At 44.5% G+C, this 17,073-nt stretch carries 14 protein-coding genes and 1 pseudogene; 5 read left to right on the top strand and 10 right to left on the bottom strand.

From position 1 onward, the window contains the following. Window positions 1-486: 486 nt before the first annotated feature. The 3 genes from NYE58_RS14370 to NYE58_RS14360 are packed head-to-tail and all read right to left on the bottom strand — an operon-like array spanning window position 487 to window position 2,153. Window positions 487-972, bottom strand: coding sequence for a DUF3888 domain-containing protein (locus NYE58_RS14370; RefSeq protein ID WP_341002173.1), 486 nt, complete (start codon window positions 970-972; stop codon window positions 487-489). A 60-nt stretch (window positions 973-1,032) separates the two neighbouring features. Then, a complete protein-coding gene (locus NYE58_RS14365; RefSeq protein ID WP_341002171.1) occupies window positions 1,033-1,995 on the bottom strand; it encodes a phosphotransferase enzyme family protein in 963 nt (320 codons plus the stop codon). Then, window positions 1,992-2,153, bottom strand: coding sequence for a hypothetical protein (locus NYE58_RS14360; protein WP_341002169.1), 162 nt, complete (start codon window positions 2,151-2,153; stop codon window positions 1,992-1,994). Before NYE58_RS14360 ends, NYE58_RS14365 begins: the two co-directional genes overlap by 4 nt. Window positions 2,154-2,327: 174 nt before the next feature. On the opposite strand from NYE58_RS14360, the gene NYE58_RS14355 reads away from it, so the two are divergent. Next, the gene (locus NYE58_RS14355) at window positions 2,328-3,542 is read left to right on the top strand and encodes an MFS transporter (RefSeq protein WP_341002168.1); all 1,215 of its coding nucleotides are present in this window, start codon (window positions 2,328-2,330) and stop codon (window positions 3,540-3,542) included. A gap of 77 nt (window positions 3,543-3,619) precedes the next feature. On the opposite strand, the gene NYE58_RS14350 is transcribed toward NYE58_RS14355, so the two are convergent. From NYE58_RS14350 to NYE58_RS14340, 3 genes are read right to left on the bottom strand one after another with little or no spacing between them, the layout of a single operon-like run. Further along, window positions 3,620-4,330 (bottom strand): SAM-dependent methyltransferase, encoded by a 711-nt coding sequence (locus NYE58_RS14350; protein ID WP_341002167.1) that lies wholly within the window; start codon window positions 4,328-4,330, stop codon window positions 3,620-3,622. 38 nt (window positions 4,331-4,368) lie between these two features. Further along, entirely contained in the window at window positions 4,369-4,668 is a 300-nt protein-coding gene (locus tag NYE58_RS14345; RefSeq protein ID WP_076220258.1) for a hypothetical protein, read from the bottom strand. 50 nt (window positions 4,669-4,718) lie between these two features. Further along, window positions 4,719-5,612: a LysR family transcriptional regulator gene (locus NYE58_RS14340; RefSeq protein WP_076220259.1), complete on the bottom strand. Its 894-nt coding sequence runs from the start codon at window positions 5,610-5,612 to the stop codon at window positions 4,719-4,721. A 131-nt stretch (window positions 5,613-5,743) separates the two neighbouring features. Here NYE58_RS14340 and NYE58_RS14335 point away from each other — a divergent pair, with 131 nt between their 5' ends. After that, window positions 5,744-6,484, top strand: coding sequence for an SDR family NAD(P)-dependent oxidoreductase (locus tag NYE58_RS14335; protein ID WP_076129915.1), 741 nt, complete (start codon window positions 5,744-5,746; stop codon window positions 6,482-6,484). A 504-nt stretch (window positions 6,485-6,988) separates the two neighbouring features. On the opposite strand, the gene NYE58_RS14330 is transcribed toward NYE58_RS14335, so the two are convergent. From NYE58_RS14330 to NYE58_RS14310, 4 genes and pseudogenes are all read right to left on the bottom strand, one after another. Further along, a complete protein-coding gene (locus NYE58_RS14330; RefSeq protein ID WP_341002166.1) occupies window positions 6,989-7,657 on the bottom strand; it encodes a cellulose binding domain-containing protein in 669 nt (222 codons plus the stop codon). Between the two features lie 2 nt (window positions 7,658-7,659). Next, window positions 7,660-9,884, bottom strand: a pseudogene (locus NYE58_RS14320) (X2-like carbohydrate binding domain-containing protein). 1,316 nt (window positions 9,885-11,200) lie between these two features. Further along, window positions 11,201-11,959: a DUF6612 family protein gene (locus NYE58_RS14315; protein WP_076309246.1), complete on the bottom strand. Its 759-nt coding sequence runs from the start codon at window positions 11,957-11,959 to the stop codon at window positions 11,201-11,203. A 220-nt stretch (window positions 11,960-12,179) separates the two neighbouring features. Further along, window positions 12,180-13,421 carry a purple acid phosphatase family protein gene (locus NYE58_RS14310; protein ID WP_341002165.1) on the bottom strand — a complete coding sequence of 414 codons (1,242 nt, stop codon included), beginning with the start codon at window positions 13,419-13,421 and terminating at the stop codon, window positions 12,180-12,182. A 226-nt stretch (window positions 13,422-13,647) separates the two neighbouring features. Here NYE58_RS14310 and NYE58_RS14305 point away from each other — a divergent pair, with 226 nt between their 5' ends. The 3 genes from NYE58_RS14305 to NYE58_RS14295 are packed head-to-tail and all read left to right on the top strand — an operon-like array spanning window position 13,648 to window position 17,056. After that, entirely contained in the window at window positions 13,648-14,361 is a 714-nt protein-coding gene (locus NYE58_RS14305) for a polyphosphate polymerase domain-containing protein (protein WP_076193893.1), read from the top strand. Between the two features lie 2 nt (window positions 14,362-14,363). After that, window positions 14,364-15,092, top strand: a complete 729-nt coding sequence (locus NYE58_RS14300) for a DUF4956 domain-containing protein (RefSeq protein WP_036683492.1) — start codon at window positions 14,364-14,366, stop codon at window positions 15,090-15,092. Between the two features lie 29 nt (window positions 15,093-15,121). Beyond that, a complete protein-coding gene (locus NYE58_RS14295) occupies window positions 15,122-17,056 on the top strand; it encodes a CotH kinase family protein (protein ID WP_341002164.1) in 1,935 nt (644 codons plus the stop codon). Window positions 17,057-17,073: the final 17 nt, after the last annotated feature.

Genomic DNA, 17,073 nt, shown 5'->3' with positions numbered 1-17,073 from the left:
TCTTATCTCCTGCAAATAAGTGTATAAACTGCAACTATCCCGTTTGCCCGCTCGCGGACACAAGCATAGACGCACACGCAAACACCCTCATCATGCCACTAACCCAATCTTCCTCCCCTCTCCCTCACCTCATCCCGCCACTAGCCAAATCTTCCTCCCCTCTCACTCTCCCTCATCATGCCACTAACCCAACCTTCCTCCCCTCTCACTCACCCTCATCATGCCACTAACCCAACCTTCATACCCTCTCACTCACCTCATCATGCCACTAGCCCAACCTTCCTCACCTCTCACTCACCCTCATCACGCCACTAACCCAACCTTCATCCCCTCTCATACACCCTCTCCCAAAGACTCCTTTCCCTACAACTCCCATCACCATTACCTCAGAACTCCCTACTCATGTAAAAATAGCTCGCCTCATAACTCAACGTTCGGCACATATTAATATCTACTCTTCCACCCACGCGCCTTACTGAAACTACACTATCTCAGGATGTTCTGATAATTTGGTGGGAAGTCTGACTTTTTGGGGTCTTTTAGATGCTTGAACGATTCAAGCTTCACCTTAGGACCAGGAGAGATCCTAAAAGTCATGGTATCTTCTCCAACTGAAATATGTGGACCAACTGTAGGATATACGTTAAGTGTAATCAAGAAATCAAACCCACGGAAACCATTGGTCCGCTTCACCTCAGTCACATCCACAAAGTAAGGATAAACCATTGGCGATTCTCGCAAAAGCGGCGAATAAATATCTGCAATCTTTTTCTCAATATGGGGTAAAAGAAATAACATTAGCATGTCTTGAAACTTAAGTTCGAGAGAATCTTGATCTGGCAGTTGAAGTCCCGAATCAGACCTGGAAGGTGTTACAGACTGAGGTTGAATTAACCTATTTGCGGAGCAAGGTTGTGGCGTCAGAACGAGCATCACTGCGACAAGAAGGGGAGCAATCCAGCTTTTTTTCATCACAATAGCCTCCTTAGGGAACTTTATATAAATTCCCCAAAGAGACCCTATTTCTATACGTTAAATCTCAACCCTGTTAAAAAGAAAGGGTTCTCCCTTAAGATAATTTCTCAAGATCGCTAACGCATACGGCTGTTCTGCTTTTAGACCCTCGGTTTCCCTCGGATCGGATGCGTGATGGCAATAATTTTCGATCATAACCATGACCGTAAAATTCTCTAAAGTCTGATCCCACTCCCCATCAAGCTTGGCGATACTTTCGTACCCCTTAATGACCCCTTCTCTTTGCAATGGATACAGTCCAAGAAGGGTATGTGCTACGTCATAAAGATAATACCCCCAACCACATCTCCCAAAATCAATCGGCCGAGGCTCACCCTCTTTAAATATGATGTTGCCTTGATGTAAATCTCCATGAATAACGCCATAAGACCTTCTGTTCTTATTTTTATGCTGCTTGCTTAACCAGTTGAATAATTTCTCAGCTGCCGACTGATACAGCACAAACTCATCATCCGTAAGAAAACAATGATAATGCAGCTTTAAACGAAGCATTGCTTTTCGAAAGCTATGTTCATCCCAAACAGGACGATTAAAGCCAGGGGGTAACTCCAGCTCCTGTGCCGCCTTATGTAGCTTGGCTAATAGAACGCCTTCTTTGTAAATTTGTTCTTCGGTAAGATTTTCATTCGCACGTTCCCCTTCAACCCAGCGCATTAAAGAGGCATAAACACCTTCTCCATTTCCCTGTTCCACTCTGAACGTTACAGCACCCGTGCGATCATGAACACCTTTTGGCAGGGGGACATCAATTTTGCTCTTCAAAAGCTCCAGCCACGCGATTTCGGAGTTAATTTCCTCTTTAGATCTCCCCGAATGAAGGCGCAGTAAAAAAGTTCCCTCTTTATTAGTTTCGATAACAAAGGTACAGGTATCCGATAGCTGGTTAAAACGAATCTGCGTCCAATCCAGGTCAAAGTTCTGAAGCGCTATTAAAGCTGCCTGCTTATAATTTTTTCTCATCGCAAAGGAAGGAACAATTCAGTCTCATCGGGCCAGAAAGGGTTCGCAAATTGATAGATTTCTATAACCAATCCACGATCATTACTCTGCAAACTGCTATTAAATTCTCGCTTCATTTCCGGCAATTCAAGCACTTGGACTTGGCCTTCATCATTCATAAATAACCATCCCTTCAATGATCTATAAAAATGAAAACTATCTGAAAAAATATTTATCTTGAAAATATTTTCAGAAAACTAAATAATAGAAAAGCAATACTTACATGTCGGATCTATCATCTTAACCAAGGTGGAGCTTCATTACAGGCAGAAGAAAGGTTGAACATCGGCATCATGAACGCAATTCCAAACCTCAACAAGGCACAATCACGCAAAGAACGAGCAGGGAAAGAGCCCTTTCCCATCTCTATACTTTCTCTTACGGTAGGCGCTTTTGCGATTGGTATGACTGAGTTTGTTATTATGGGTATTTTACCAAATGTCGCCAACGATTTACAGGTTAGTATTTCGACTGCTGGCCAACTCATTACAATGTACGCACTTGGAGTGGCCGTTGGCGCACCCATCCTGACCATTCTCACGCAGCGCATTCCGCAAAAGAAACTGTTATGTCTTCTCATGATTCTTTTTATACTGGGCAACGGAATCTCTGTGTTTGCACCAAACTATACCGTTCTCATGGTAGCTCGTATAATTACAGCTTTAACTCATGGTACTTTTTTTGGGGTTGGCGCAGTCATTGCATCCAATCTTGTACAACCCAATAAGCGGGCCGGAGCCGTATCTATTATGATGGCAGGTTTAACGATAGCCAATATTGTCGGAGTTCCTCTAGGAACATTTATTGGACAAAGTATGGGCTGGCGGGCCTCATTTGCAGCGATTGCTGTCATGGGAGTCGCCGCGCTGATCGGCATCCTCATTTTTATTCCAAAGCTTAAACAAGAGAAACCAGCGAGTGTTATCCAGCAGATTGCTGCGCTGGCTAATCCAAAGCTGCTGCTATTCTTATTGATCGGAGCATTAGGGAACGCCAGCTTGTTCACCGTGTTCACATATATTACTCCACTGCTTGAAGAAGTGACCGGTTTTGCTGAACATAGTGTGACTTGGATTCTAGTCTTATTCGGCTGTGGGGTGACCATCGGGAACATCGTTGGCGGAAAACTTGCGGATTGGAAGCTGATGCCTTCTATCGTGGGACTTTATTTTGCAGTCAGTATGATTCTAACGATCTTTTCCTTCACGATGCATAGCCCAATAGCTGCGGTAATCACAATATTTTTCTGGGGTATGGTGTCCTTTGCGGTCATGCCAGGTCTGCAAATACGGATTATGAGTCTGGCTCAGGCAGCCCCTGCACTTGCTTCAACGACCAGCCACTCCGCCGGGAATCTCGGTAACGCAGCGGGTGCCTTTATTGGCGGTTGGGTTATTTCTCATCTAGCGATCACTTCGCTTCCTTGGGTCGGTGCGGTTCTAGTGGGCCTTGGTCTGGTAATAGGCATAGCTTGTTTTGTAGCAGAACGGAAAGAAACTGTAGCGTAAGCTTTATAGATATTTATACAAAAAACGAGGGTGCTCCCAAAGTCATCATGGCTTGAGGCACCCTCGTTTTTTATATTTCAGAGGAACAATTCTGCTCTTCTAATCTTCAACATCTGCTTTGCACCTTTTTGAAATTCATAAGGAACCTCTAGTTCCTCTGCAGTAAATCCTTGCCTCACCAAATCATCAATTAGGCGGTCTAAATGCTCATACCTTTTGCAAGAAAGGTCGACTAGCGGAAAGATTCGGAGCTCGCCTCTCGTTACCCGCATGAGTTCCTTAACAGTCTCCAGATGAAATTTATAGTCCAGCCGATCGCTGTACATAAATAGAAAGTGAGCAGATAATGTCAGATCAAATGCTTCATCCGCAAAAGGCAGATCCGGAAGTATCACAGGAACATATCGCTGCGGGGTTTGTCTTCGATCCTTAGTGCTGGCGGTTAACGCTGCGTTCCTCGCTTCGGTCAGTCCCTCGATTGATTTAAAGTAGTTCCAAACGAAATTATCCTGTACTTTTTCCATTCCGGACATCGCATGCGCAATATCTTGAGCCCCTTTGTCTGCCAGCTCAACTTCAGAGTAATAGTAAGCAATATCAGCAGCCGTTACTTCACCACCCAACTGATTCGCTATTGCTGTAAAAGAGCAAGCACCCGCAGGACAATCCAGAATGCTCTGGCCGATAAGATCTGATTCCAGCAAATCAAACATACGTATATATTCCTCATAGGTTCTGCCAATAAAAACAATTCTCTCCAAATCAAGTTTTCCCTTTGCTCCGCTCATCTCAGCTCACCTTTCCTCTTCTAGGCTCATCTACACTTCTACTTCTGTTTTAATATACGAATAAGGTAATCCATTAGAATACCCAAAATCAAAAACGTTCCAAAATGAATAATATAAGTTGGGAATCTGACGCTGATTAACGCACTATTGGTTCCCCATCTCGGATTATTTACATCAACCATGAAGCTTACAAAAGGTTCTGTAAAGATCAGTGTATCTATAATAGGGTTCAAACGTACAAGAATAATATTCGCGATCCCCACCCCCAGATAGTCACTCAGACAGATGATGATACTTATAATCGAAAGCCAGAAACTGAATTTCCTCCTAAAAAACATCAAACACCGCCCTTTCTATTTTTTCTATTTCTTAACAATTCGTTTAAAATTCAAAATATCCTTGTCACAGTTAGTTCCTGTTTTAAAAAATGATACAATCTGGAGCTCGCTTGCTTAAGCGGATAATCTGAAAGTTTACATAGGATCCCACAGGTCATATCAATAACCTTCCCCTCCAGCTTCCGTACTATAGTTCCTGCTGGGGCTGGATTCAGCACAATCTCAGGAACAAGTGCCACACCTAAACCACTTCCCACAAAATATTTCAGCGCTGTCATGCTCCCAATCTCCATTGTATCTAGTGGCGGCCCGCCTGATTCCTGCAGCACACTTTCTAATTTTTTACGATAAGGACAATTCGCTGCCGTAATCAGTAAGCGATGACTCTGTAGATTCTCTGGGGTGATACGTTCCTTGGATGCTAGCGGATGCTCTTCTGGCAAAAGTAACAAGAATTCCTCCGCAAATAACGGTTCAAAATAAAGCTCCTTACCGAGCTCTGGTGCCGAGCACACTGCCAAATCAATTTCACCACGCAGGAGTAGTTCACTAAGTGCGGCGGTTCCCGCAATATCCACGGAGACTTTCACTTTAGGAAATTGCACCATAAACCTACTTAAAAGCTGCGGCAAACGATAGCTCGCCGTAGGGTCCGTTACCCCTAATCGCACGTTGCCAGCTTCCCCTATTTTTAAATCAGCCAAACGGCTCTGTAATCGTTCCATATCTTTAACGATATGTAAGCTCTCTTCATAAAACAATCTGCCTGCTTCTGTTAAGCTGATTTGCTTCCCCCGCTCAAGCAATTGACATCCCAGATCTGATTCAAGCCTTTGCATCTGCATCGTAACTGTAGATTGGGCATAGTTCAATTCTTCTGCTGCGCGATTAAAGCTTCCGGAAGTTACGATCGTTTGAAAGGTTTTTATTGTTTTCAGATCCATCCTAGTGCCCTCCCCTATTCAATTCAAATTAATTGAACCAAACCTTCATTATATTCAATTATACGAAATCCACTTTTCTCTATAGAATACTTTATAACAACAACATACGCCAACATAAGGAGTGATTGAGGGTGGATCTCAACAATAAAGTCGCATTAGTAACCGGTGGAGGGACTGGAATTGGCAAAGCTGTAAGCTTGGAGTTATCCAAACGCGGAGCCCACGTCGTAGTGAACTATTCTAGATCTGAGGATGAAGCCAATGAAACCGTAAAGACGATTCTGAATCAAGGAGGGCAGGCTATAGCAATACAAGCGAATGTGTCTAAAGATCAGGAAGTGCGAAGTATGGTCGATTCGATTATTCAGCATTTCGGGACAATAGATCTGCTAGTGAATAACGCCAGTATAACTAAACATATTGCTCTCGGAGATCTGGAAAAGGCAACAGAGGAAGTATGGGATGAGTTATATGATGTAAATGTGAAAGGAATGTTTTTCTGCGCCAGAGCGGTTGCACCGTATATGAACCAAAAAAATTCAGGAGCCATCCTCAATCTCGGCAGCATCGCTGGACAGACAGGCTTAGGCTCATCCCTTCCTTATGCCGTCTCCAAAGCGGCTGTCCACGGTCTTACCAAATCGCTGGCACACGCGCTGGCTCCCCATATTAGAGTTAACTGTGTAGCACCGGGAGCCGTTGCTACTAGATGGTGGTCTGGACGAGAAGAACAAATGCATAAACTAGCCCCTAATCTGCTGCTTCAGCATATTTCAACCGCCGAGAATATCGCCCAGTTCGTCTGCGCTGCGCTAGAACAGGAAGCAATGACTGGACAGATCATTACTATAGATAGCGGACAAACATTGTAACAGCCAAAACAGCAAATGGTATGTCAGAACTACTTTTAAATATCATTAGCTGGTTTTTGCGTACCGTACAGGAGGAAGTGAAGCGTTGATAGCATAATTGGGGAATTTCTCCCTAAAATTCTAAGTTTTTTGGTCATCCAGCCAATAATTAGGGAAAAACTCCCTAATTATTGGTTAATTTGCTGGAAACTAACGAATACGCCTGATTTTCAGGGAAGAATTCCCTGATTTCGTTGATTTAAAGCAAATATCGGCTATTTTCAGGGAGGTTTTCCCTAATTATTATATAGCCAACACTATAGGAACCATAAATGCATCCGACATACCACATAACGTATACCACACCCCCTCTCATAGAACGTAGCACATACCACATGATTCATAGAACGTAGCACATAGCGTACATACCACCTATAGCTGAGGGTTAAAGTAAGAAACAGCCCCAAAAGTAGAATTTTCTACTTTTTAGGACAGCCTCTTCAGCATAACTATTGGTGAAGATTCTTAGTTAGGTTCATTACCCCAGATCAGGTTACCTGAGATGTAGGCGGGCGCTTTTGTCCAGTCTACAAAATTGGTATCAACCGCATTAAAGGAGTAATCTCCGGTTTGAGTGTAATTTGACCAATCCTCTTTAGCTACTCGCACTTGGATATCGATGCTCGCACCCGCAGCTAGTGAACCTGCTGCACTCGAGAATCCAAGCTCCAGATAATAATCCGCATCCGCTTTAGCCGTTGGCAGCTTCACAAACGTGCCCGTTACATTCGCGCTTCCAGCCTGTGACCAATCGCAGAAGAAGCTTTGTGCCTTCTCTCCGTCAATTGTGTAATAATATCTTAATTTCACATCAGAAAGTGCAACGGCACTTGTACTTGTGTTCACCAGCTTAAACTTTGGATTTAGCGTATTTCCGGAAGCAGTCACTGTACCGTTATACATCTGCACTTTCAGTGCTGCTGTAGGAGCTACTGACGTATCTGAGAGAGTGACAACCAAGGATTGTGCCGCTCCGGCACTAAACTCAAAGGTCAGCGTTGTCGTTCCTACCGCTTGAGTTGCCAAATACTCCTTCTTGAGAGTGAATGTTGATCCACTTACCGTATAATCCGTTCCGGCTACGAGGGTTGCCGTTCCGTTCTTGATCGTGCTTGTATTTCCGTTCAACGTCATAGTTACTGCCACGTCTGCCTGATTTTGATCCCGCGCTTGTTGGCGTTATCGTGGAGTTGGATACCGGTGTTGTAGTATCCGTTACCGCTCAGCTCCAGCGTAAAGCTGAACGTCAGCGTTGTCGTTCCTACCGCTTGTGTCGCTAAATACGCTTTTTTAATCGTTACTGTTGATCCACTTACCGTATAATCCGCCTGAGGGTTGCCGTTCCGTTCTTGCTCAGTGTATTTCCGTTCAACGTCATAGTTACTGCCACGTCTGCCTGATTCGCTGTTTTCTTATCAAATCCCGCGCTTGTTGGCGTTATCGTGGAGTTGGATACCGGTGTTGTAGTATCCGTTACCGCTACCGCCAAGGATTGTGTAGCTCCAGCGCTAAAGCTGAACGTCAGCGTTGTCGTTCCTACCGCTTGTGTCGCTAAATACGCTTTTTTAATCGTTACTGTTGATCCACTTACCGTATAATCCGTTCCGGCTACGAGGGTTGCCGTTCCGTTCTTGATCGTGCTCAGTGTATTTCCGTTCAACGTCATAGTTACTGCCACGTCTGCCTGATTCGCTGTTTTCTTATCAAATCCCGCGCTTGTTGGCGTTATCGTGGAGTTGGATACCGGTGTTGTAGTATCCGTTACCGCTACCGCCAAGGATTGTGTAGCTCCAGCGCTAAAGCTGAACGTCAGCGTTGTCGTTCCTACCGCTTGCGTCGCTAAATACGCTTTTTTAATCGTCACTGTTGATCCACTTACCGTATAATCCGTTCCGGCTACGAGGGTTGCCGTTCCGTTCTTGATCGTGCTCAGCGTATTTCCGTTCAACGTCATAGTTACTGCGACGTCTGTCTGATTCGCTGTCTTCTTATCAAAGCTTGCAGTTATTGGCGTAATGGTCGAGCCTGTAGCTGGTGGATTTACAGGATCAGCATACAAGGTGCCTCGGCCATTCGTACCGAGATATACACGTCCATAGATTCTTGGATCCCCAGTAATCGCCATATTGATCTTAGCGTATTGGTGAGCATCGTCATTAATACGAACCCAAGTTGCGCCAACATCATCGGAACGGAATACGCCCCGTACACCATCAATCTTAGCTACGGTGTACAATGCCATATAAGTTTGGCCCGGAGCAGCCTTCCCATATCCAATAAGATCAGCTTCTTCTACATTCGTTAACTTCGTGAAGCTCGCACCTGAATTAGTGGAGTGCCATAGACCATATTTATTCTCAACCGTATTCCCTCCGGCGAACCAGATGTCACCTTCAATACCTGGAACTGCCTTCATACTGATTTGGGCTTCATTCGGCTGTAATCCAGCCACATTATTGGTCGGGAAGCCCGAAGCTGCGGTGGCAGTAAATGTAGCTCCACCATCCACACTTACATAGAAGGTTCCTGCATAAAATCCATAGTATTTGTTAGGATTCACGCGATCAGACGCTATCTTCGCTCCAGCCGGTAATCCTGCACTTGCTGTCCAAGAATTGCCTGAGGTTTTGGAATAATACACCCCGATATCTGAGGTGCTCCACAGAATGGAATTACCACTTGCAGAGACAGCTACTTGTCCATGGCCAACCGTTGTTTTGGTTCCATTGGAAGGCTCGGAGTTTGGCATGTACCAGTTCACTCCACCATCGTTAGAGATACCAATGGACTTCATACTTGGCGTTTTTTCTTTATCTGCACTGCCTACCCGCACCATATAGGACGGACTCAGTTCAGCATAGTCAATACTCATCGTCGTTGCCCATGAAGGACTGGTCTGGAATTTAGTCGGCGCTACCGACAAATCCTCATGACGGAAACCGGAAACGTCACCAAGTGCAGTGATCAAATGGGAGGTTCCCGTTGGCGGGCTAATTAGCCCCAGCACTGCAGTTTCCTCCACACCTTTTGCCATGACAGAGATATTTACCTTGCCTCCGGTATCCCATGAGGTCAAATTGTTCGACCCATAAATTGTTGCTCCAGTGCCGTACATCATTCGATTCGAGTTAAATGGATCAATTTCCAAATCACCCATCATCCAGCCTAGCTTCGGTGAAGGATCCAGGGATGTTGAAGTGGTTCCATGATCGAGCCATGGAGCAGCGGTGATGTCCATGCTGAACTTATAAGTCCGTTCTGGATAATTGCCCCAATCCCAAATGCGACTCCAAGTAGCCCCACCATTGGTACTGCGGAAAATAACTTCATCAGGCCACCAAGCGTTTAAGCTGGATACCATCAATGTGTTAGGGTGCTGAGCATCCAGCGCCAATCCACCAAAGCCATACCAGTTATCTTCACCGGTCGTAGGACTGATATTGGTCCAAGCCCCACTAGTTTTGTTGTATTTCCAAACTTCACCCTTACTGCCATCATAGGGACCTACACCATTACTATAAGTAATATAGAGATCACCTGTGGATGACAGCTCGCCGTGATGTGGCAAGAACCCCGTAGGTTGTCCAGCCAGAGCTGTCCAGGTTACTCCACCATCTGTACTCCGATATACGCTGCTAGCCGTATCGGCCACACCGACATATATCGTTTGAGTAGCGTTGCCAAGTGTACCTGTGCTCTTATCGAACGTGATCCAAGACAATCCGACAAGATCATTCCCATAATCAAGTGTCGGATTCTGAATATACGTTCCTACGTTTGGAAAAGAGGTTACCTTTGACCAAGTTACACCCGAATCAATACTCTTCCAGAGACCATTACCACTTCTAGCTCCAAAATAGAGAATGTTGTTCTTATTGGGGTCGATGACTAGACGTTCACCAGCGGAACGGCCAGGCATATTGCCACCTACTTTAAAAGGCAGTGGAGTAGTTTGCCAGGTGTTCCCCCGGTCATTAGAGCGCATAATCTGGCCATTATTATCCCAATGATTAGTATACGTACCCGTTGCCATGTAGACTTTATTAGGATCAATTGGGTCTGTAGCCAGAGCATCAACACCATTCTTGTTCCAATCCACCCAGCCTACCGAGTCACTAATTGATGTCCAGCTAGATGTAGCTTGATTCCAGCGATAGGCCCCGCCAATATCTGTTCTGGCATAAATCAGATTCGGTTCAGTTTGATTAAAAATAATTCCGGGTACAAAGCCCCCGCCAGCTCCCGTTACAACGCTTTTCCAGGTGTAAGGTTCACTTGAGGCTGCATGGGTAGTAGCTGGGAATGCAGAGAATAAAGAGCCTACCATCGCGCCAAGCAGGACCAAAAGTCCTGTTTTCCGGATACGGTTACGAATCACGTTTTACGCCTCCTACGATATAATTGGTTTGTTTATGCCTTCTTCTTACTCTATATCCCTGCTCCTCCCTCCCCCTTAATCCATACCTTCAGAACTTAGACTCCATTTTCTGATAACGCTTTCATTATAATGGTAAGGTTTTTCATTATCGAGAGAAAATGGTTATATTTTGCAGAAGATTGTCTCTAAAAATCGTACCATTTTCACACTTCTGGATACAATTTCACTAAATTTTGATTGAAAATAATTCTGCTGATAAAAAAAACCTCCGGAATAAATCCCAGAGGCTTCTGATATAACTATTCTTCACTAGTATCTACAGGCATAACAATCTCTTTTATACCATTAAAATTGCTGATAGTTGTTTGCAACGTGAGCACTGACTCTGAATTTAAGTTTTCTGATTTCAATGAAGTGAATATTTCTGCCTCCACTTTATGCGGCAAAAGTGTAGTTTTATCCAGCGTATATCTTAGTTTAATCTTGTCTGTCAAATTCTGCTTCATCAATTTCATCGTTTCCTTACTCGCATCATGAGACGATATCTCTATCGAAAGTATGTATTCTTGTTCCTCCTCAGAAACAACGATCCCCTGAGAATCTATCCGGTATATGTCTATATAATCATACGGGTCAATAAATCTTTGTGCGATTTGTTTTTCTTTCGCTGGAATATAATCGTCCTGCTTAATAAATAAATCATCCATTACCTTTGTATGATATTCAGTATCCGATATGTATTCTTCTCGTTCCTTTCCTTCCGCAGTCTCCGATTTTAGATATACGGTATAAGGATTTCTAACATAGTCGACATGAAATGAAACAGCGCTCAACCAATGTTTATCTTCACTTTTTTCCGATTTGCTGGATGTTTCTTCTTGTTTCTCCATTTCTATAGTATAGCTCTCCTGCTTAGCCAGTTCACTCCGAGACATGCTGAGCAGCTCCTCTGCACGCTTATCTCCCTCTCCTTCAGCACCTGATTTAGTGTTCGTTGCACAACCTGTCAAACCTAACATACAAATGATACCGATAAAAACCATTTTTCTGATAAACATATTACTTCCCCTTCACTTCAAATGAAATCCAAATATAACTAAATCTATTTTATCATTATAAAGTTAACAGCTTATATGACGGAAAAGGTAGACATGTGAAAAAACGGCTTAAGATACACAGTTGTTGCGCTGAATTTAGTGTTTTAATGCAAATCAAAAAATACCTCCCCGACTTTACAGCAGAGAAGGTATTTAAATAATATTATCCAATTCTCTTAGCTCAATGTGTCAACACAAACTCATCCAGCAGCTTTCCATCCACATCATAGGCCTGATAGGTTAATGTATCCCCGGTAACGTTAATGCCCGCAAACATTTGCTTATAGTTCTGAAAATGCACCGCATGATAGAACTGATCTTCTTTTTTCTCGTTAAATTTCCCTCCAGAAGCGTTGGTCACCACATAGACTGTCCCTCGTTTAGCATCTTTGGAAATCTCACCTTCTGGAACTATTTTTCCGCCACGTAACGGGTAGGATCTGGAGTATTCATGATTATGACCCTGCAGCACTAAATCAACCTCATACGTATCAAAAATATCCGTCCAATTTTCAACTTTCTTATAGGAGTTCCCCCCGTAAGCCGGTCGGTGCATCGCAACGATTTTCCACTTCTTGTCTGTGTTCTTCAGATCTTCCTTTAGCCACTCCGTTTGCTTTTTTAGATTGCTCTCTGTATTCAGTACCGTTACATGCACTGGTCCATAATCGAAGGAATACGAGGTGCCTGCAATTGAACCCTTTGCCCCATTATCCGGCAGGTTGAAGTGTGAAGTATAATGCGTTGCATCCTCATCCACCTCATCATGATTGCCTGTTACCGGCATTAACGGAATCCCCGAAATCCAGCCCTGCACATTGCCAAAAAAATCATCCCAGCCTGCCGAATCCTCCGGATTCTCCGTCAAATCGCCGTTATGCACAATAAATTCAGCTTCAGGAAATGTCTGAAAAGCCTTGTTCAGCGTATTTCCCCACAGCTTAAAATCCTCTGCCGTTTCCCCTTGAGAATCCGTTACGTTGATAAAAGACACACTTGCCAGTCCATCTTCTTCCGTTGTAAATTCCGCTGCCGGACTCCATTCTCCTTCAACGCCACTACCCACTCTATAAGTATATAACGTCCCGGGTTCAAGACCCGTAGCTTCCACTTTATGAACACCTTTGGTGCCATTGTCTGTTTTGATGGAACTACTTTTCGCATCTACCCTTTGTACATCCGTATTTGCAAAAGAGGACACTTGTCCCTTTACAATCTCCAGAATGCCTGCTGCACTCGAATCACTTGTATACCAAGTAAACGCGCGGCTTGTGCTCGCATCTCCCTTAAAGGTAGTCACGAGATCATACGGTGCTGGTGAATTTGCATTACTTCCGCTTTTCGATCGTTCCAACCCATAAGCCACTAAAATAACCACAATCACAAGCACTCCTATGATTATGGCAAATTTATAGTCTCTCATCACGGTACCTCCTTATGAAAATTTCTCTCTAGCCTTCTAAATAAGATAGCCCCCTGCAAAGTCAGAAGTCAAATTTGCACACGAATCTTTATACAGACTTTTGTTAACGCAGTGTAAAACATTCAGCAAACATTCAGTCTATTTTAAGTTAAGCATAAGGTCTGTCTCCTAGAATTAGTCAAGCAGGAAGGTTAGCCAGAGATAGAGAGAGAAACGAGGTGTGAAAATGAATAAGAAGCTTCAATTCCGGCATGAACTTAAATTTTTCATTAACTATCATCAATACCTTATATTGCGCCAGCGATTGCAAAGCTTGATTGATAAAGATCAACACGCTAATGAGAGTGGAGAATACCACATTCGGAGTTTGTATTTTGACGATATCAACAACACGGCACTTGCAGACAAGCTCGGCGGTCTCAGAGAGCGGGCCAAATACCGGATTCGCATTTACAACATTCAAGACAACATCATTCACTTTGAGAAAAAAATTAAAATGGACGATTATATCGCCAAAATCAAAGAACCACTAACCCGGCAAATGTACGACGAGATTATGGCGGGCAACTACGAAGTGCTGAACGTCCCGGACAGTCCGCTGTTCTTGGAGTTATACGATCAGATGCGCCATAACCTGCTGCGACCCAAGGTCATCGTGGATTATGTTCGCGAGCCTTATGTTTGCCACAACGGAAATGTGCGAATAACGTTCGATAAAGAACTACGTACGGGCCTGCACTCTACGGATATTTTCGATAAGGATTTGCATCCGATTCGGGCGATTGATGAGAACTTCATAATTTTCGAAGTGAAATTCGATGAGTATATTCCGGAGTACATTAAAATCGCGTTGCAGCTGGAGGGACTGAATAGGCAGTCCGCTTCGAAATACGTGATCTGCCGCAAATTCTTAAAAACTAACACTTGGGAGGATTATTGATTATGAATGCATCACTAGCACCGCTAGCAGCTACAACAACGACTACAGATACTACAAATAATTTTTCAGACATTATTAAAAACTCGGTGATCGACAATTTTGTATCTGATATTAGTATCTCCAAGATGCTGATTACCTTGGGCGTAGCTTTTCTGATCGGATACTTCATTTACCTGCTCTACAAACGTGTCTTTAGCGGCGTTTTATATTCCAAAAGCTTTAACGTCTCACTCATGGGCATGACCATGATTACAGCTACTGTCATTATCGCGATTAACTCTAACCTTGTGCTGTCCCTCGGTATGGTCGGCGCATTATCCATCGTTCGTTTCAGAACACCGATCAAAGATCCAACTGATCTGATCTTCTTGTTCTGGGCAGCTGTAGCAGGGATTGTAACTGGAGCAGGATTTTTCACCTTGGCTATTATCGGTTCGATCATTATCGGCCTTATTTTGTTCCTGTTCATTAAACACTCTTCTATCGAAACGCCATACTTACTGGTCATTAACTGCGACAGTGATGAAAGCGAACGTGAAGTACACAGCCATATCACCAAATCCGTAAAACGCTACAATGTGAAGCAAAAAACAGTCTCCGCAAACAATATTGAATTGACGCTGGAGCTTCGTCTGGATGATAAAGTAGGCGGCTTTGTCAACACAGTCTCTGACCTAAAAGGTGTCAAAAATGCACTCTTGATCAGCTATAGCGGTGACTATGTATCTTAATTACAACGAGATGAAAGGCGGTGCCCCAGATGAAAACCAGAGGTAAGTCAATCCTGCTGAGTTTTTGCTGCCTGCTGCTGGTCATCGCCGTAGCCGGGTGTCAGAATGCAAGTCCGTCTGCAATAAATAATCCAACGTCTGATGCTCAGGACAAGGTCATTTCGAGCGATGAGAAAAAGCTAGACGAGCAGGTCTTTCCAAAAGATAAGGTCGTGGATGTCAAAATCACCTTGGACCCGGACGATTTTCAGGATATGCTGGATAATGCCAGTGCTGAAGAATATAAAATGGCTTCCGTCGAGTACAACGGTATGAAATACGATAATGTAGCTGTACGGACCAAAGGAAATCTCAGTCTCAGAAGCGTAGTACAGATGACAGACTCTGACCGCTACAGCTTCAAAATTTCTTTTGATGAGTATGTTAACCAGAATTTATTCGGCATTACTAAGATCAACCTGAATAATAATTACAGCGATGCTTCTTATATGCGTGAATTTCTGACTTATGAGCTCGCTGAAAGTGTCGGTCTCCCGACGCCGAAATATTCCTTCGTCAATGTGTATGTAAACAATGAACTGAAGGGTTTCTATCTTGCAGTAGAACAGATCAGTGATGCTTATCTGGAACGCAATTTCGGCAACACTTATGGTGCACTTTATAAAGGTGTAATGACCGGTCAGGGCAGTGATTTGACTTGGCTGGGCGATGATCCATCCCTCTATACTGGACTAGAAATGAAATCCGATAAGTCCAACGATGATATTCTTGTCGACATGCTGAATGAGCTAAACAACGGCACCGATTATGAAAAATACATCGACGTAGAGGAATCGCTGAAGTATATCGCTCTAAATGCGGTCACGGGTAATATGGACAGTTATTTAGGTGGAAATAAGCAGAATTATTACTTATATGAAGACGATGGGGTCTTCTCGATTCTGCCGTGGGATTACAATATGGCTTTTGGCGGCATGGGAAGCGCAGATGTGTTAATTGACGAGCCTACCCAAGGTGCGTTGGCAGAACGACCACTGATTGCGAAACTGCTCGCTAATGATGAATACAAAACGAAATATCATGAGATTGTTAGTGAGATGATTACTGGCTATCTAGCGGACGATACGTTCCAGGCTCGGATGGATGAGCTGAACACGATGATTTCCAGCTATGTCAAAGCGGATCCATCCGCCTTCTACACTTTCGAACAGTATGAAAATGGGATAAAGGCTGTTGAGACCTTCATGTCGAACATGGCCACAAGTATCCAGCAGCAACTCGACGGTACCATTCCTTCCTCCGGTGACGGATCAGGAAGTGGTGGTGGCATGGGCGGCGGTGGCTTTGGTGGCGGCGCTAAAAATGGCGCAGCTCAAGGCGCTGCGGCTGCTGGGCAGGCCACAGGTGCGGTTGGCGCTACTGGTAATGCTGGCGCAAATGCAGCTGCACCAAATACCGAAGGGCAAGCGGCTACGGGTGGACAGACTGCCCAAGGCGGTGCAGGTGGTGAACCTGGTGCCATGGGCGGACCGGCTATCCCTAATGGCGGCGAGGGGCCTGGCAGTAACTCACAAGCAGCTGCGGGTGGGCAGACTACACAAACAGGGCAAACTGCTCAGGGTGGACAGGCCAACACTAACGGCCAAGCTGCTCAAGAGGGACAGGCCAACACTAATGGCCAAGCTGCTCAAGGTGGATTTGACGGCGGCGCGGGTGGTGAGCCTGGTGCTATGGGCGGACCCGCTTTCCCTGAAGGCGGCGGAAATGGTCCTGGTGGTGGCGGCATGGGCGGCGGTGGCTTTGGTGGCGGTATGCCTGGTGGTATGGGCGGTGGCGACTTTGGTGGTGCTGGTACTATGCAGCAAAAAGGCAGCACGAGTGAAGCCATCACAACTGGCGTCGCCATCCTTCTCCTAATACTAACCGCTGCTTTCGTAACCTTTTACAAACGCAAACGGCTGTAGATAAGTAAAAAGTATCC

Source organism: Paenibacillus sp. FSL L8-0708 (assembly GCF_038009325.1).
Classification (GTDB): domain Bacteria; phylum Bacillota; class Bacilli; order Paenibacillales; family Paenibacillaceae; genus Paenibacillus_AQ; species Paenibacillus_AQ odorifer.
This window is presented reverse-complemented; position numbering and strand designations above follow the sequence as displayed.

Excerpts from the sequence above, each read along its gene's own strand:
- NYE58_RS14310 (WP_341002165.1), bottom strand. The coding sequence starts at position 13,421 with ATGAGAGACTATAAATTTGCCATAATCATAGGAGTGCTTGTGATTGTG.
- NYE58_RS14370 (WP_341002173.1), bottom strand. The coding sequence starts at position 972 with ATGAAAAAAAGCTGGATTGCTCCCCTTCTTGTCGCAGTGATGCTCGTT.
- NYE58_RS14365 (WP_341002171.1), bottom strand. The coding sequence starts at position 1,995 with ATGAGAAAAAATTATAAGCAGGCAGCTTTAATAGCGCTTCAGAACTTT.
- NYE58_RS14295 (WP_341002164.1), top strand. The coding sequence starts at position 15,122 with ATGAAAACCAGAGGTAAGTCAATCCTGCTGAGTTTTTGCTGCCTGCTG.
- NYE58_RS14360 (WP_341002169.1), bottom strand. The coding sequence starts at position 2,153 with ATGAATGATGAAGGCCAAGTCCAAGTGCTTGAATTGCCGGAAATGAAG.
- NYE58_RS14340 (WP_076220259.1), bottom strand. The coding sequence starts at position 5,612 with ATGGATCTGAAAACAATAAAAACCTTTCAAACGATCGTAACTTCCGGA.
- NYE58_RS14355 (WP_341002168.1), top strand. The coding sequence starts at position 2,328 with ATGAACGCAATTCCAAACCTCAACAAGGCACAATCACGCAAAGAACGA.
- NYE58_RS14305 (WP_076193893.1), top strand. The coding sequence starts at position 13,648 with ATGAATAAGAAGCTTCAATTCCGGCATGAACTTAAATTTTTCATTAAC.
- NYE58_RS14330 (WP_341002166.1), bottom strand. The coding sequence starts at position 7,657 with ATGACGTTGAACGGAAATACAAGCACGATCAAGAACGGAACGGCAACC.
- NYE58_RS14300 (WP_036683492.1), top strand. The coding sequence starts at position 14,364 with ATGAATGCATCACTAGCACCGCTAGCAGCTACAACAACGACTACAGAT.
- NYE58_RS14350 (WP_341002167.1), bottom strand. The coding sequence starts at position 4,330 with ATGAGCGGAGCAAAGGGAAAACTTGATTTGGAGAGAATTGTTTTTATT.
- NYE58_RS14315 (WP_076309246.1), bottom strand. The coding sequence starts at position 11,959 with ATGTTTATCAGAAAAATGGTTTTTATCGGTATCATTTGTATGTTAGGT.
- NYE58_RS14345 (WP_076220258.1), bottom strand. The coding sequence starts at position 4,668 with ATGTTTTTTAGGAGGAAATTCAGTTTCTGGCTTTCGATTATAAGTATC.